At 56.4% G+C, this 15,468-nt stretch carries 12 protein-coding genes and 1 pseudogene; 9 read left to right on the forward strand and 4 right to left on the reverse strand.

What is annotated here, in order from left to right; translation table 11 throughout:
* Positions 1 to 52 precede the first annotated feature (52 nt).
* The 6 genes and pseudogenes from ABLV08_RS13040 to ABLV08_RS13065 all read left to right on the forward strand — a co-directional run bounded on the left by ABLV08_RS13040 (position 53) and on the right by ABLV08_RS13065 (position 8,620).
* On the forward strand, positions 53 to 922 hold the full coding sequence (locus tag ABLV08_RS13040) for an AraC family transcriptional regulator (protein WP_196521930.1): 870 nt from the start codon (positions 53 to 55) through the stop codon (positions 920 to 922).
* Between the two features lie 121 nt (positions 923 to 1,043).
* Positions 1,044 to 3,302: a DNA topoisomerase IV subunit A gene (gene parC / locus ABLV08_RS13045; RefSeq protein ID WP_032712532.1), complete on the forward strand. Its 2,259-nt coding sequence runs from the start codon at positions 1,044 to 1,046 to the stop codon at positions 3,300 to 3,302.
* 186 nt (positions 3,303 to 3,488) lie between these two features.
* Positions 3,489 to 4,226, forward strand: coding sequence for a 1-acylglycerol-3-phosphate O-acyltransferase (gene plsC / locus ABLV08_RS13050; RefSeq protein ID WP_015369660.1), 738 nt, complete (start codon positions 3,489 to 3,491; stop codon positions 4,224 to 4,226).
* Positions 4,227 to 4,309: 83 nt separating this feature from the next.
* On the forward strand, positions 4,310 to 5,722 hold the full coding sequence (ftsP, locus tag ABLV08_RS13055; RefSeq protein WP_042897823.1) for a cell division protein FtsP: 1,413 nt from the start codon (positions 4,310 to 4,312) through the stop codon (positions 5,720 to 5,722).
* Between the two features lie 33 nt (positions 5,723 to 5,755).
* Positions 5,756 to 8,093: pseudogene (locus tag ABLV08_RS13060) on the forward strand (YgiQ family radical SAM protein).
* Positions 8,093 to 8,620 (forward strand): GNAT family N-acetyltransferase, encoded by a 528-nt coding sequence (locus ABLV08_RS13065; protein WP_348855932.1) that lies wholly within the window; start codon positions 8,093 to 8,095, stop codon positions 8,618 to 8,620. Before ABLV08_RS13060 ends, ABLV08_RS13065 begins: the two are co-directional and overlap by 1 nt.
* A gap of 34 nt (positions 8,621 to 8,654) precedes the next feature.
* On the opposite strand, the gene dkgA is transcribed toward ABLV08_RS13065, so the two are convergent.
* Positions 8,655 to 9,482, reverse strand: coding sequence for a 2,5-didehydrogluconate reductase DkgA (gene dkgA / locus ABLV08_RS13070; RefSeq protein WP_213315204.1), 828 nt, complete (start codon positions 9,480 to 9,482; stop codon positions 8,655 to 8,657).
* Positions 9,483 to 9,626: 144 nt separating this feature from the next.
* The gene (yqhD, locus tag ABLV08_RS13075; protein WP_047077660.1) at positions 9,627 to 10,790 is read right to left on the reverse strand and encodes an alcohol dehydrogenase; all 1,164 of its coding nucleotides are present in this window, start codon (positions 10,788 to 10,790) and stop codon (positions 9,627 to 9,629) included.
* A gap of 198 nt (positions 10,791 to 10,988) precedes the next feature.
* Here yqhD and ABLV08_RS13080 point away from each other — a divergent pair, with 198 nt between their 5' ends.
* Positions 10,989 to 11,888: an AraC family transcriptional regulator gene (locus ABLV08_RS13080; RefSeq protein WP_015703501.1), complete on the forward strand. Its 900-nt coding sequence runs from the start codon at positions 10,989 to 10,991 to the stop codon at positions 11,886 to 11,888.
* Between the two features lie 74 nt (positions 11,889 to 11,962).
* Here ABLV08_RS13080 and yghB read toward each other — a convergent pair whose 3' ends face one another.
* Positions 11,963 to 12,622: a DedA family general envelope maintenance protein YghB gene (gene yghB / locus ABLV08_RS13085; protein WP_015369667.1), complete on the reverse strand. Its 660-nt coding sequence runs from the start codon at positions 12,620 to 12,622 to the stop codon at positions 11,963 to 11,965.
* Positions 12,623 to 12,751: 129 nt separating this feature from the next.
* The gene (metC, locus tag ABLV08_RS13090; protein ID WP_100279449.1) at positions 12,752 to 13,939 is read right to left on the reverse strand and encodes a cystathionine beta-lyase; all 1,188 of its coding nucleotides are present in this window, start codon (positions 13,937 to 13,939) and stop codon (positions 12,752 to 12,754) included.
* Between the two features lie 251 nt (positions 13,940 to 14,190).
* On the opposite strand from metC, the gene exbB reads away from it, so the two are divergent.
* Positions 14,191 to 14,922, forward strand: a complete 732-nt coding sequence (gene exbB, locus ABLV08_RS13095; RefSeq protein WP_015369670.1) for a tol-pal system-associated acyl-CoA thioesterase — start codon at positions 14,191 to 14,193, stop codon at positions 14,920 to 14,922.
* Positions 14,923 to 14,928: 6 nt separating this feature from the next.
* Positions 14,929 to 15,354: a TonB system transport protein ExbD gene (gene exbD / locus ABLV08_RS13100; RefSeq protein ID WP_015369671.1), complete on the forward strand. Its 426-nt coding sequence runs from the start codon at positions 14,929 to 14,931 to the stop codon at positions 15,352 to 15,354.
* The last annotated feature ends 114 nt before the right edge of the window (positions 15,355 to 15,468 follow it).

A 15,468-nucleotide genomic window follows, 5' to 3' on the forward strand; every position in this document is an offset into this window, starting at 1 on the left:
GGTCAGGAATCGCTATCCTCGCTCTGGCAGAGTGTGTCGCGTGGAGGAGACGATGAACGATATTAAGGCCAGCCCGGCGTACGTCGGGCGTTTTCAGCGAGTCTGTTTGTACATTGAGAACCATCTTGATGAGCCGCTAACGCTGGAGGCGCTGAGCGCGATTGCGTATAGCTCGCCTTACCATTTTCACCGGCAATTTAGCGCGTATACCGGCGTTCCGCTGTACCGGTATATTCAGTGGTTACGCCTGCGGCGCGCCTGCTGGCGCCTGGCCTTCAACCCGCAGGATAAAATCATCGATATTGCCCTTGATGCCGGATTTCAAAATTCGGAGTCGTTCAGTCGCGCCTTCCGTACCGCGTTTGATCAAAGCCCGACTCAGTTCCGTCAGCGACCGGATTGGGCCGAGTGGCATCGACGCGTACCGAAACATACGCTACAGGAGCAAACTTCGATGGACGTAAACATCATTCAATTTCCAGCCACAAGGATCGCCGTATTGCAACATCGCGGGAGCCCGGACCTGGTCAACGCCACCGCCGCGCGTTTTATCGCATGGCGCAAAACGAGCGGGCTGTCGCCAGTCGCCACCAGCGAAACCTGGGGCATTGCCTGGGACGATCCGCAAACAACGCCAGGCGACGCGTTTCGTTTTGATATCTGCGGCACCGTTGAGCGACCGATTCGCGAAAACGCGTTTGGCGTGATTAACGGCGAGATCCCGGCAGGCCGTTGCGCAGTGGCCCGCCATCACGGTTCGCTGGACACGCTGGCGCAAAGCGTTTGGTTTCTCTATCGCGACTGGCTGCCCGCCTCCGGGGAGACGCTAAGGGATTTTCCGGTGTACTTCCGCTACCTCAATTTTGTGCATGAAGTTGGCGAGCATGAACTCCGCACCGATATTTATTTACCGTTAGCCTGATTGATATCCTCATCCTCTTTAACCGATCTCACTTCCTGTGACTCAGGGCGTGAGATCGGGTATTATCGCGGGTAGTTTTGCCGCCGCAATGGCCGCGTCCCAGATTGAGGATCCACGATTAATGAGCGATATGGCAGAGCGCCTCGCGCTACATGAATTCACGGAAAATGCCTACCTGAACTACTCCATGTACGTCATCATGGACAGGGCATTACCGTTTATTGGCGATGGCTTAAAGCCGGTTCAGCGCCGCATTGTCTATGCAATGTCCGAGCTGGGCCTGAACGCCAGCGCCAAGTTCAAAAAATCCGCCCGCACCGTCGGCGACGTGTTGGGTAAATATCACCCGCACGGCGACAGCGCCTGTTATGAAGCGATGGTGCTGATGGCGCAGCCGTTCTCTTACCGCTACCCGCTGGTAGACGGGCAGGGGAACTGGGGCGCGCCGGACGATCCGAAATCCTTCGCGGCGATGCGTTACACCGAATCCCGCCTGTCGAAATACGCCGAACTGCTGCTCAGCGAACTGGGTCAGGGCACCGTCGATTGGGTGCCGAACTTTGACGGTACGCTGCAGGAGCCAAAAATGCTGCCGGCGCGTCTGCCGAACATCCTGCTGAACGGTACCACCGGCATTGCGGTCGGTATGGCTACCGATATTCCGCCGCACAACCTGCGTGAAGTGGCGCAGGCGGCGATTACGCTGCTGGAAAAACCGAAAACCACGCTCGATGAGCTGCTGGATATCGTGCAGGGGCCGGACTACCCGACCGAAGCGGAAATCATTACCCCGCGCGCGGAAATTCGCAAAATCTACCAGAACGGCCGCGGTTCGGTGCGCATGCGCGCCGTGTGGACGAAAGAAGACGGCGCGGTGGTGATTAGCGCGCTGCCGCATCAGGTGTCCGGCGCGCGCGTGCTGGAACAGATCGCCGCGCAGATGCGTAACAAAAAGCTGCCGATGGTTGATGATCTACGTGATGAATCGGATCATGAAAACCCGACCCGTCTGGTGATCGTGCCGCGTTCCAACCGCGTGGATATGGAGCAGGTGATGAACCACCTGTTCGCCACCACCGATCTGGAAAAGAGCTACCGCATCAACCTCAACATGATCGGCCTGGACAATCGTCCGGCGGTGAAAAACCTGCTTGAAATCCTGACGGAGTGGTTGACCTTCCGTCGTGATACCGTGCGTAACCGTCTGAACTACCGTCTGGAAAAAGTCCTCAAGCGCCTGCACATCCTCGAAGGTTTGCTGGTCGCGTTCCTCAACATTGATGAAGTGATTGAGATAATCCGCCACGAAGATGAACCGAAGCCGGCGCTGATTGCCCGCTTCGGCATCAGCGAAACCCAGGCGGAAGCGATTCTGGAATTAAAACTGCGTCATCTCGCCAGGCTGGAAGAGATGAAGATCCGCGGCGAGCAGAGCGAGCTGGAAAAAGAGCGCGATCAGCTGCAGGCGATTCTGGCCTCCGAACGCAAGATGAATAACCTGCTGAAGAAAGAGCTGCAGGCCGATGCCGATACCTTTGGCGACGATCGCCGTTCGCCGCTGCGCGAGCGCGAAGAAGCGAAGGCGATGAGCGAGCACGATATGCTGCCGTCCGAGCCGGTCACTATCGTTCTGTCGCAGATGGGTTGGGTGCGTAGCGCCAAAGGCCACGATATCGACGCGCAGGGACTGAGCTACAAAGCCGGTGATAGCTGGAAAGCGTCGGTGAAAGGCAAGAGCAACCAGCCGGTGGTGTTTATTGATACCACCGGGCGCAGCTACGCCATCGACCCGATTACGCTGCCTTCTGCCCGCGGCCAGGGCGAGCCGGTCACCGGTAAAGTGACGCTGCCGCCGGGCGCCAGCGTAGAACATATGCTGATGGAGTCAGACGATCAGAGGCTGCTGATGGCCTCCGATGCCGGCTACGGTTTCGTCTGTACCTTCAACGACCTGGTGGCGCGCAACCGCGCCGGTAAGGCGCTGATTACGCTGCCGGAGAACGCGCATGTGATGCCGCCGCTGGTCATTGAAGACGATGCCGATATGCTGTTGGCGATTACCCATGCCGGGCGCATGCTGATGTTCCCGGTGAGCGATCTGCCGCAGCTGTCGAAAGGCAAAGGCAACAAGATTATCAACATTCCGTCGGCGGAAGCCGCCTCCGGCCAGGATGGTCTGGCGCACCTGTTTGTCCTGCCGCCGCAGAGCACGCTAACTATCCACGTCGGCAAGCGTAAGATCAAACTGCGTCCGGAAGAGCTGCAAAAAGTCACCGGCGAGCGCGGCCGTCGCGGTTCGCTGATGCGCGGCCTGCAGAAAATCGACCGCGTGGAGATCGACTCCCCGCGCCGCGCCTCAGCTGGCGACAGCGAAGAGTAAGATCCGCATCCTTCACCCGGCTGGAGGATGCGAAAATTTGCCGCAAAATCGTTGTTTATTCAGGCATTGCGATTAACATGTCCTCCAGGGGCGGAGATTTTCCGCCCCGCGTTGAGAGGGCAGCGGTGTCCTGAGCCTGTGATTCAACGGGTATAACGCTAAGCGGTTTGGGTTTCAGAGGAAGCTATGTTATTTATTTTTCGACTAATTTTTGTTGTCATTTATTGCATCGTCGTGTGCATATTTGGCAGTCTTTACTGCTTGTTCAGCCCGCGCAACCCTAAGCACGTCGCGACGTTTGGTCATCTGTTTGGCCGCCTGTCCCCGGTATTTGGCCTGAAAGTCGAACTGCGTAAGCCTGCGGACGCGGAAAGCTACGGCAATGCGATCTACATCGCTAACCACCAGAACAACTATGATATGGTGACAGCGTCGAACATCGTGCAGCCGCCGACGGTTACCGTGGGTAAAAAAAGCCTGTTATGGATACCGTTCTTTGGCCAGCTTTACTGGCTGACGGGCAACCTGCTGATTGACCGCAATAACCGAACCAAAGCGCACGGCACTATTGCCGAAGTGGTGAATGCGTTTAAAAAGCGTAAAATTTCGTTCTGGATGTTCCCGGAAGGGACCCGCAGCCGCGGCCGCGGTCTGCTGCCCTTTAAAACCGGCGCGTTCCACGCGGCCATCGCCGCTGGCGTACCGATTATTCCAGTATGCGTGTCGAATACATCGAACAAAATTAAACTCAATCGCTGGAACAATGGTCTGGTGATTGTCGAGATGCTGCCGCCGGTCGATACCAGTCAGTTTGGTAAAGATAACGTGCGCGCGCTGGCGACACACTGCCGCGAGATGATGTCCGCTAAAATCGCCGAGCTGGATAAAGAAGTGGCCGAGCGCGAAGCGGCTGGAAAGAAATAATACAGGAAACGCCGCGAACGCGAGCGTATTGCTGGCGGGAAACGAATTCCCTTTTTGCATTGTCAGTATTTCATGGAGTTAATATGTCACTCAGTCGGCGTCAGTTTATTAAGGCTTCAGGTGTAGCGCTGTGCGCGGGCGCCGCGCCGCTGAAGGCTCATGCCGCCGGCCAGCAGCCGGTGCTCCCCATTCCGCCTCTGCTGGAATCCCGTCGCGGTCAACCGCTGTTTATGACCCTGCAACGTTCTCACTGGTCATTCACCCAGGGAACGCGCGCGCCGGTATGGGGCATCAATGGCCGCTACCTGGGGCCGACCATCCGCGTCTGGAATGGTGATGACGTCAAACTTATCTACAGTAACCGCCTGACCGAAAATGTTGCCATGACGATTCGCGGCCTGCAGGTGCCGGGGCCGCTGATTGGCGGCGCGGCGCGCATGATGTCGCCGAATGCGGATTGGGCGCCGGTATTGCCGATTCGCCAGAGTGCGGCCACTTTGTGGTATCAGGCGAATACCCCGAACCGGATGGCGAAACAGGTTTACAACGGCCTGGCGGGAATGTGGCTGGTAGAAGACGAGGTCAGCAAAAACCTGCCGATCCCGAACCACTACGGCGTTGATGACTTCCCGGTGATTATTCAGGATAAGCGGCTGGATAACTTCGGCACTCCGGAATATAGCGAACCGGGCAGCGGTGGTTTCGTGGGCGATACCCTGTTGGTCAACGGCGCGCAGGGGCCTTATGTCGAAGTCTCTCGCGGCTGGGTACGACTGCGTCTGCTGAACGCGTCTAACTCGCGCCGCTATCAGCTGCAGATGAGCGATGGCCGCCTGCTGCACGTTATCTCAGGCGATCAGGGCTTCCTGCCGGCGCCGGTCTCACTTAAGCAATTGTCGCTGGCCCCCGGCGAGCGGCGTGAAATTCTGGTCGATATGACCAACGGCGATGAAGTGTCGATTACCTGCGGCGAAGCGGCGAGCATTGTCGACCGTATCCGCGGTTTCTTCGAGCCGTCGAGCATTTTGATCTCCACGCTGGTGCTGACGCTGCGTCCGACCGGGCTGCTGCCGCTGGTTACCGATAGCCTGCCGGTGCGCCTGCTGCCGACCGAGCTGCTCTCCGGTACGCCGCTGCGCAGCCGTGATATTACTCTTGGCGACGACCCAGGCATCAATGGCCAACTGTGGGATCCGCAGCGCATTGATATCACCGCTCAGCAGGGAACGTGGGAGCGCTGGACCGTGCGCGCCGACCGCCCGCAGTCGTTCCATATTGAAGGCGTGATGTTCCAGGTCCGTAACGTCAACGGGACCATGCCGTTCCCGGAAGATCGGGGCTGGAAAGATACGGTGTGGATTGATGGGCAGGTGGAACTGCTGGTGTATTATAACCAGCCTTCCTGGCCGCACTTCCCGTTCCAGTACCTGAGCCAGACGCTGGAGCTCGCCGACCGCGGCTCGATTGGCCAGATCCTGGTGAATCCGGCGCCGTAATATCCGCAACCCTGGCCGCAACCCGGTCAGGGTTTGAGAAAATCCTCCTTCATTTCCACTATCATTCCGGCTTATAATCCACGCCCTTTTGGTTATTTTTTTATCATTTTCCCCGGAAGCAATATGAGCGCAATATCCCTGATCCAACCGGATCGTGACCTATTTTCCTGGCCGCAATACTGGGCTGCCTGTTTTGGCCCTGCGCCATTTTTACCAATGTCGCGTGAAGAGATGGATCAACTTGGCTGGGATAGCTGCGACATTATTCTGGTGACCGGCGACGCCTACGTCGACCATCCAAGTTTCGGCATGGCTATCTGCGGCCGTATGCTGGAAGCGCAGGGATTCCGCGTAGGGATCATCTCCCAGCCGGACTGGAACAGCAAAGAAGACTTCATGCGCCTGGGTAAGCCGAATCTGTTCTTCGGCGTCACTGCGGGCAATATGGACTCAATGATCAACCGCTATACCGCCGACCGTAAGCTGCGCCATGACGACGCCTATACCGCCGGCAACGTCGCGGGTAAGCGCCCGGACCGCGCGACGCTGGTCTATACCCAGCGCTGTAAAGAGGCGTGGAAAGACGTGCCGGTGATCCTCGGCGGTATTGAAGCCAGCCTGCGCCGTACCGCGCACTACGATTATTGGTCCGATACCGTACGCCGCTCAGTGCTGGTGGATTCGAAAGCCGATATGCTGATGTTCGGCAATGGCGAGCGCCCGCTGGTAGAAGTGGCGCATCGTCTGGCGATGGGCGAGGCCATCGGTGATATTCGCGATGTGCGTAATACCGCGATCATGGTAAAAGAAGCGTTGCCGGGCTGGAGCGGCGTTGACTCCACGCGTCTGGATACGCCGGGCAAAATCGACCCGATTCCGCATCCGTACGGTGAAGACCTACCGTGCGCCGATAACAAACCCGTGCCCCCGAAAAAAGCCGAGGCCAAAGCCGTTGTCGTGCAGCCGCCGCGGCCAAAACCGTGGGAAAAAACCTACGTGTTGCTGCCATCCTTCGAGAAGGTCAAAGGCGACAAAGTGCTCTATGCCCACGCGTCGCGCATTCTGCACCATGAAACCAACCCCGGCTGCGCCCGTGCGCTAATGCAAAAGCACGGCGAGCGTTATATCTGGGTTAACCCGCCGGCGATCCCGCTGTCGACTGAAGAGATGGACAGCGTCTTTGCGTTACCGTACAAGCGTGTGCCGCATCCTTCTTATGGCGATGCGCGTATCCCGGCCTACGAGATGATTCGCTTCTCCATTAACATTATGCGCGGCTGTTTCGGCGGCTGTTCTTTCTGCTCGATCACCGAACACGAAGGGCGCATCATCCAGAGCCGATCCGAAGATTCGATCATTAATGAAATCGAAGCGATTCGCGACACGGTCCCCGGCTTTACCGGCATTATTTCCGATCTTGGCGGCCCAACCGCCAATATGTATATGCTGCGCTGCAAATCCCCACGCGCCGAGCAGACCTGCCGCCGTCTCTCCTGCGTCTACCCGGATATCTGCCCGCACATGGACACCAACCATGAGCCGACGATTAATCTGTACCGCCGCGCTCGTGACCTGAAAGGCATTAAGAAAATCCTTATCGCATCGGGTGTGCGTTACGACATCGCCGTAGAGGATCCACGCTATATCAAAGAGCTGGCGACCCACCACGTCGGTGGCTATCTGAAGATCGCTCCGGAGCATACCGAAGAGGGGCCGCTGTCGAAGATGATGAAGCCGGGCATGGGCAGCTATGACCGCTTTAAAGAATTGTTTGATACCTATTCGAAGCAGGCGGGTAAAGAACAGTACCTGATCCCGTACTTTATTTCCGCCCACCCCGGGACGCGCGATGAAGATATGGTGAATCTGGCGCTGTGGCTGAAGCGTCATCGCTTCCGTCTCGACCAGGTACAGAACTTCTATCCGTCGCCGCTGGCGAACTCAACCACCATGTATTACACCGGCAAGAACCCGCTGGGTAAAATCGGCTATAAGAGCGAGGACGTGGTGGTGCCGAAGGGCGATAAACAGCGCCGTCTGCATAAAGCGCTGCTGCGCTATCACGATCCGGCAAACTGGCCGCTGATCCGTCAGGCGCTGGAAGCGATGGGTAAAAAGCATCTGATTGGTTCACGCCGTGACTGCCTGGTGCCGGCGCCGACGCTGGACGAGATGCGTGAAGCGCGTCGCCAGAACCGTCATACCCGTCCGGCGCTGACGAAGCATACGCCGGTTGCGCATCAGCGCCAGACGCCAGCCGCCTCGGGGGCGAAAAAGCGTATCAAGCCGAAGACGGCGTCCCGCTAAGCCGCTTCCCCGGCGGTTCCGATCGCCGGGGGAAAGCCTGTCACACAAGGAGAGAGAACGATAATGACGCCGGTAATCCTGTCACGACAGCAGCTGGATAGGTTGTGGGAGATAGACCGCAGCGAAATTATCGACACCCTTTATAAGCTCGATAATGGCCAACTCCAGGCGTACCCGCAGTATTATGATGTGCGAGGTTGGGATCCTCACGATCGACAGATTTATACGCCTATTCACGAGGCCTGCTACGATCGCGGCGGTATATTTTTCGCCTTTTTCGAGCAGAATAAAATTATTGCCGCGGCGGCGATGGATACTTTGCCAAGGGGTGAAAAGGGCGATCTGCGCCAACTGTTATTCTTTTATGTGGGCGCGGCGCAGCGCGGCCAGGGATGGGGGCGACGTCTGTTTGACTATGCGCTGCAGCAGCTTCCTGCTCTTGGCGCATCCGGCCTGTATATTTCGTCCATCCCCAACAAAAGCACCGTTGATTTTTATCTCTCACAGGGCTGTCGTTTAATTGATAAGCCCGACCCGGAGCTGTTTGCTCTGGAGCCTGAGGATATTCATTTAATTTGCGAAAGCCTTTAGCGCCGCGCGGCGCTAAAGGCAAAAGTTAAGGGGATTAACCGCCGAACTGATCCGGGTCGGGGCCGAGACGTTTGCCCTGGTCCAGCTTAGCGATTTCACTAAGTTCGTCTTTGTCGAGACGGAAGTCCCAGACGTCAAAGTTTTCCGCAATACGTGATGGCGTGACGGATTTCGGGATCACCACCAGTCCGCTGTCGAGATGCCAGCGAATGACGATTTGCGCTGGCGTTTTGCCGTATTTATCCGCCAGATGGTGAATAATTTTCTGCTCGAAGACCCCTTTGCCGCCTTGCGCTAATGGGCTCCAGGATTCGGTCTGGATTTTGTGGGTGGCGTTCCATGCATGCAGTTGACGCTGCTGCATTAACGGGTGGAGCTCAATCTGGTTGATCACCGGAGCGACGCCGGTTTCATCAATCAGCTTTTGCAGATGTGGCACCTGGAAATTACATACCCCAATGCTTTTTGCCAGCCCTTGCTGCTGCAATTCGATCAGCGCCTGCCAGGCTTCGACGTAATGGCCTATCGCTGGCACCGGCCAGTGAATTAAATAGAGATCCACATAGTCCAGTTTCAGCTTGCTCAGGCTCTCTTTTAGCGCTTCATGCGGCCGTTTTTGATCGTCGTTCCACAGTTTGGTAGTGATGAAGAGCTCATCGCGATTGACGCCCGCGCTGCTTAACGCGTTGCCGACGCCAGCCTCATTTTGGTACGCGGCGGCGGTGTCAAAAGAACGATAACCGACTTCCAGCGCCTTATGAATGGCGGAGACGACTTCCTCGTTGCCTGCTTTCCACACGCCGAGACCCAACTGCGGCATCAGGTTGCCGTCGTGTAGTTTTATAACGGTTGGATGTGTCATGCCTTCCTCCTGTTAATGAACTCAGCGTGAAAAATCCGCCGAGGGGTAGCATTAAGTCTGGACGAAATAGCTAAAAACGGTAGTAAAAACACCTCTCCCCGGCGTTTGTTTAACGTAAGGAGAGGTGAATCAGGTGGGGAGAACTTAGCGGGCAGCCTCGTAAATACGGCGGCTGACGTCCAGAGTGATATCCTGATTTTCGCCAAGTTTAGTCATGCCGTGCTCTTCCAGTTTCGCCAGCAGCGCCGGGATGGAGCTACCGTCGAGACCGTAATCGGAAAGGCGAGTCGGCACGCCCATCTGCTCGAAGAAACTCCGGGTTGCGGCGATAGCGGCATCGATACGTTGCTCTTCGGAACCTTCGGTAATATTCCACACGCGCTCGGCGTACTGCAGCAGCTTAGCGCGCTTGGTATCGCGTTTCTCATTCCACAGCGCCGGCAGCACGATAGCCAGCGTCTGAGCGTGATCCAGGCCGTGCATCGCCGTCAGTTCGTGGCCGAGCATATGCGTCGCCCAGTCCTGAGGGACGCCTGCGCCAATGAGGCCGTTCAATGCCTGCGTCGCCGCCCACATAATGTTGGCGCGCACGTTGTAGTTCTCCGGCTCCTGCAGCGCTTTCGGGCCATCTTCCACCAGCGTTAGCAGAATGCCCTCCGCGAAACGGTCCTGAATTTTACCATCAACCGGGTAGGTCACGTACTGCTCAACGGTATGGACGAAAGCGTCAACGACGCCGTTAGCGACCTGGTGTGGCGGCAGGGTGTAGGTATAAACAGGATCGAGGATCGCAAAGACCGGCTGAACGTGTTCGGACATAAACGCGCGTTTATCGCCGGTGGTTTTACGCGAGATAACCGCGCCTTTATTTGATTCGGAACCGGTCGCCGGCAGGGTCAATACTGAGCCCATCGGAATAGCGCGGGTAATCTTGCTGCCGTAGGTTTCCAGAATTTCCCACGGATCGATATTCGCGTCATAGTGCGCGGCCGCGGCGATAAATTTGGTGCCGTCGAGCACCGAACCGCCGCCAACCGCCAGCAGGAAGGTCACGTTCTTTTCACGAGCGATTTTCACCGCGTTCATCAGCGTTTCGTAAGACGGGTTTGGCTCAATTCCGCCGAACTCCAGCACGTCAAAGCCAGCCAGCGCGCTCAGTACCTGGTCCAGTACGCCGGTTTTCTTCACGCTACCGCCGCCGTAAGTCACCAGCACGCGAGCGCCGGCTGGGATTTGTTCGCGCAGGTCGGCGATGGCGCCTTTGCCGAACAGAATGCGGGTTGGGGTATGTAAATTGAAGTTATTCATGGCTGGTGCCCTCATAAAGATGAAACTCCCGGCAGAAAGGACGACTCTCTACCCGATGGCGGCTATTGTGTTCCTGCGACCGTTTCCTCTCAATGCACATTCCTGCCATTGTCTTGCCCATTTCTCCATTGGGCTGGAGAAAAAGAAGGAAACTACGCACAATAAGCTTGTAGAAAAGTCGTCGGAGAAGCAGCGAAAATGAACCGTGCCGAGATATGCCAGCTATTAACAGATAAAGTTAACAAGCTGAAAGATAAGCAAGAAATGCTAAGTGAACTGTTGCCGGATATCCGTCTGCTGTACGGGACGCAGCCGGGCACCCGTACGCCGGTGATGTACCAGCCGGGGATCGTTTTTCTCTTTTCCGGCCATAAAATTGGCTATATCAATGAACGAACTTTCCGTTATGACACCAACGAATATTTATTGTTAACCGTCCCGCTGCCGTTCGAATGCGAAACCTTCGCGACCCCGGAAGTGCCGCTGGCGGGAATGCGGTTGAATGTCGATATTTTGCAGTTGCAGGAGCTGCTGATGGATATCGGCGAAGATGAGCTTTTTCAGCCGTCGGTCGCCTCCAGCGGGATCAACTCGGCGGTGTTATCAGAAGAGATCCTCTGCGCGGCGGAACGCCTGTTAGACGTGATGGAGCGGCCGCTGGACGCGCGCATTCTCGGCAAACAGATTATCCGCGAGATCCTTTATCACGTCCTGATTGGCCCCTGCGGCGGCGCGCTGCTGGCGCTGGTCAGCCGACAGACGCACTTTAGCCTGATTAGCCGCGTTCTGAAGCGTATTGAAAGCCAGTACACCGAAAACCTTAGCGTTGACCAACTGGCAGCGGAAGCGAATATGAGCGTCTCGGCGTTTCACCATAATTTTAAATCGGTCACCAGCACCTCGCCGCTGCAGTATTTGAAGACCTATCGTCTGCATAAGGCCAGAATGCTGATGATCCATGACGGCATGAAAGCCAGCGCGGCGGCGATGCGCGTCGGCTACGAAAGCGCCTCGCAGTTTAGCCGCGAGTTTAAACGCTATTTCGGTATTACGCCGGGTGAAGATGCCGCGCGTATTCGCACGATGCAGGGGATTTGATAAGGATGCGGCGCCTGTAGCCCCGGTAAACGGTAGCGCTACCGGGGATTTTGAGGCCATCCGGGGCGAGTGAATCAGGCGCTGCAGTATTTCTTCTTGATAACCACAATAACCGTACCAACGAGGCCGGTTACCAGCAGGGCGATCGGCAGCACCATCAGGCAGGTCATGACCTGGTCTTCGTGGTTTTTCACGAACGGGATCATGCTCAGCGCATAGCCAAGACCGGTGACGACACCAACCCACAGCAGGCCGCTCAGCCAGTTAAAGAACTGGAAACGACGATTCGGCAGGCCGGAAATGCCCGCCATGGTTGGCAGCAGAGTGCGGACAAACGCCAAAAAGCGCCCGGCCAGCAGCGCCAGCAGGCCGTGTTTATCAAACATGTTGGTGGCGCGCTGGTGATATTTGTGCGGCAGATGCGACAGCCAGCCTTTCACCATATTGGTATTACCCAGCCAGCGCCCCTGTAAATAGCTCAGCCAGCAGCCGAGGCTGGCGGCGGCGGTTAGGATGGCGAGAGTGGGGACAAAATCCATGACGCCTTTAGCGATTAGCGCGCCGGCGAGCAGCAACAGGCTATCGCCCGGTAAAAACGAAGCCGGCAGCAGCCCGTTTTCCAGAAACAGGGTCGCGAACATGACCAGATATACAAAACCCACAACGTGAGGGTTTGCCAATGCGGCAAAATCATGTTGCCACAACGCGGCGACAATCTCTTGAATGACAACCATGGACTTTCCTAAGTGGTACCGTTTTTCGACTAGTGTACTCCTGAAGCGGCCCGAGCACCTTGATCTCGGGCGCAACAAAAGCGGCCGCTTTTCTGAAAGCGTCCGCTTTTGTTGCCACTTCCTGTCACTTTACACGATACGCGCGAAGCCTGCCGTTAAATCCGCCAGCAGATCGTCAACATTTTCTAAACCTATGTGCAGTCGAATAAGGGTACCGCTGAAATCCACTTCCGCCTCGGGGCGGATGGCCGCGATATGTTCCGGCTGGTTGGCGAGGATCAGCGATTCGAACCCGCCCCATGAGTAGGCCATGCTGAACAGACTGAAGTTGTCCAGATAGGCTGCCAGCTCGGCGTCGGTGAGGCGCTTATTGAGAACGAAAGAGAACAGGCCGCTGCTGCCGCTGAAGTCGCGCTTCCAGAATTCGTGGCCCTTGCTGCCCGGCAGCGCCGGATGATTGACCCGCGCCACCTGTGGGTGCTGCGCCAGCCATTCGGCGACGCGCAGACTGCTTTCGTGATGTTGGCGCAGGCGGACGCCAAGCGTGCGTAAACCGCGGCTGGTCATATAGGCGGTGTCGGCATCGACCATCTGGCCCATTAGATAGGCGTTTTCACACAGTTGCTCCCAACAGCGGGCGTTGGCCACTGCGGTGCCGATCATTCCGTCGGAGTGGCCAATTAAATATTTCGTTGCCGCCTGGATAGAGATATCGATACCAAAATCGAGCGCTTTAAACAGCACCCCTGCCGCCCAGGTGTTATCGATCATGATAATAGCTTCCGGCGCGACGCGGCGCACGGCGGCGACGATGGCCGGCACATCATGCACTTCCATGGTGATCGAGCCGGGGGATTCGAGGAACACCACTTTGGTATTGGGTTGAATCAGATTGGCGATATCCGCGCCGATGAGCGGATCGAACCAGCCGGTGGTCACCCCGAGCTTTGCGAGGATCTTAGTGCAGAAGTCCTGGCTGGGTTCATAGGCGGTGTTGGTCATTAACACGTGGTCGCCCTGTTCGACGAAGGCCAGAATCGTGTTGGCGACCGCGGCCGCGCCGCAGGGGAAGAGGGCACAGCCGGCGCCGCCTTCCAGTTCGCACATGGCTTCCTGCAGCGAAAAGTGGGTCAGCGTGCCGCGGCGGCCATAAAACAGCTCGCCTTTGGCGCGGTTACGGGTGGCGTGTTTTTTAGCCTCGACGGTATCGAACACCAGCGATGAGGCGCGCTGGATGACGCTATTCACCGAACCCTGAGTATATTTTTTGCGGCGCCCGGCGTTGACCAGCGCGGTATCAAGATGTTTATCAGCCATGTTCTGCAAACCTGTTTTTATACGTCTGGACGTCTAAACTACCATGAATCCCGGTTTGTGTACCGGGTCGTAAACGATACAGGCAAAAATTTTCCCGAAACCGGCGTCAGCCGCTTTTTTACTGCGTAAGCGCAAAGAAAATAAACGTGATTTGCTGCACAGTGTAAATACTAATGAGAACCACTATCAATTCGATGCCGTTTTGATATTATTATGCTCAGTTTTTGTGATTGATGTCCTGGAGAAACAGTGTGGGTAATAATTTGATGCAGGCGGATCTCTCCGTTTGGGGTATGTATCATCACGCCGATATTGTCGTTAAGGTTGTGATGATTGGCTTGATTCTGGCTTCGGTAGTCACCTGGGCTATCTTCTTCGGCAAGGGCGCCGAAATGTTGTCCAGCAAGCGTCGCCTCAAGCGTGAGCAGCAGCAGCTCAGCGAAGCGCGTTCTCTCGATCAGGCTAACACTATCGCGAATGGATTCCATGCTAAAAGCCTGACCACTCAGCTGATTAACGAAGCCAATAATGAGCTGGAACTGTCGGCAGGCGTGGATGATAACGAAGGTATTAAAGAACGTACCGGTTTCCGCCTTGAGCGTCGTGTGGCGCAGGTTGGCCGCTATATGGGCCGCGGTAACGGTTATCTGGCGACTATCGGCGCTATTTCCCCGTTCGTCGGCCTGTTCGGTACCGTCTGGGGCATCATGAACAGCTTTATCGGTATCGCGCAAACGCAGACCACTAACCTCGCGGTTGTCGCGCCGGGTATCGCGGAAGCGCTGCTGGCAACGGCGATTGGCCTGTTTGCCGCGATTCCGGCGGTGGTTATCTATAACGTCTTCGCCCGCATGATTGCCAGTTACAAAGCGTCTCTTGGCGACGTGGCCGCGCAGATTATGTTGCTGCAAAGTCGCGATCTCGACCTGAACGCCAGTGGTTCTCAGCCGCTGCGTCCGGCGCAGAAATTACGGGTAGGTTGATCCGCTATGGCAATGCATTTTAACGAAAACCTCGATGATAATGGCGAAATGCACGACATTAACGTGACGCCGTTTATCGACGTCATGTTGGTGCTGTTGATTATCTTTATGGTGGCGGCGCCGCTGGCTACCGTGGACGTCAAAGTCAATCTGCCTGCTTCATCCAGCCAGCCGCAGCCGCGTCCGGAAAAACCGATTTATCTGTCGGTGAAAGCCGACAAATCGATGTTCCTCGGCAACGATCCGGTGACTGAAGAGAGCGTGATTGCCTCGCTGGATGCGCTGACTCAGGGCAAGAAAGACACCACCGTCTTCTTCCGCGCTGACAAAACCGTCGACTACGAGACGATGATGAAAGTGATGGATACGCTGCATCAGGCCGGATATCTGAAGATTGGTCTGGTGGGCGAAGAGACCGTCAAAGCGAAGTAATTTTTCCCAGGATATCTCCCGAAAGGCCAACACTGCGTTGGCCTTTTTTATTTCCCCGGCGCCTGCGCATCGTTTTGATATGGGCCAGCTGCGATATAATGGCGGCCATTTTTA

This window comes from Klebsiella sp. CN_Kp088 (assembly GCF_040064335.1).
GTDB lineage: Bacteria > Pseudomonadota > Gammaproteobacteria > Enterobacterales > Enterobacteriaceae > Klebsiella > Klebsiella aerogenes.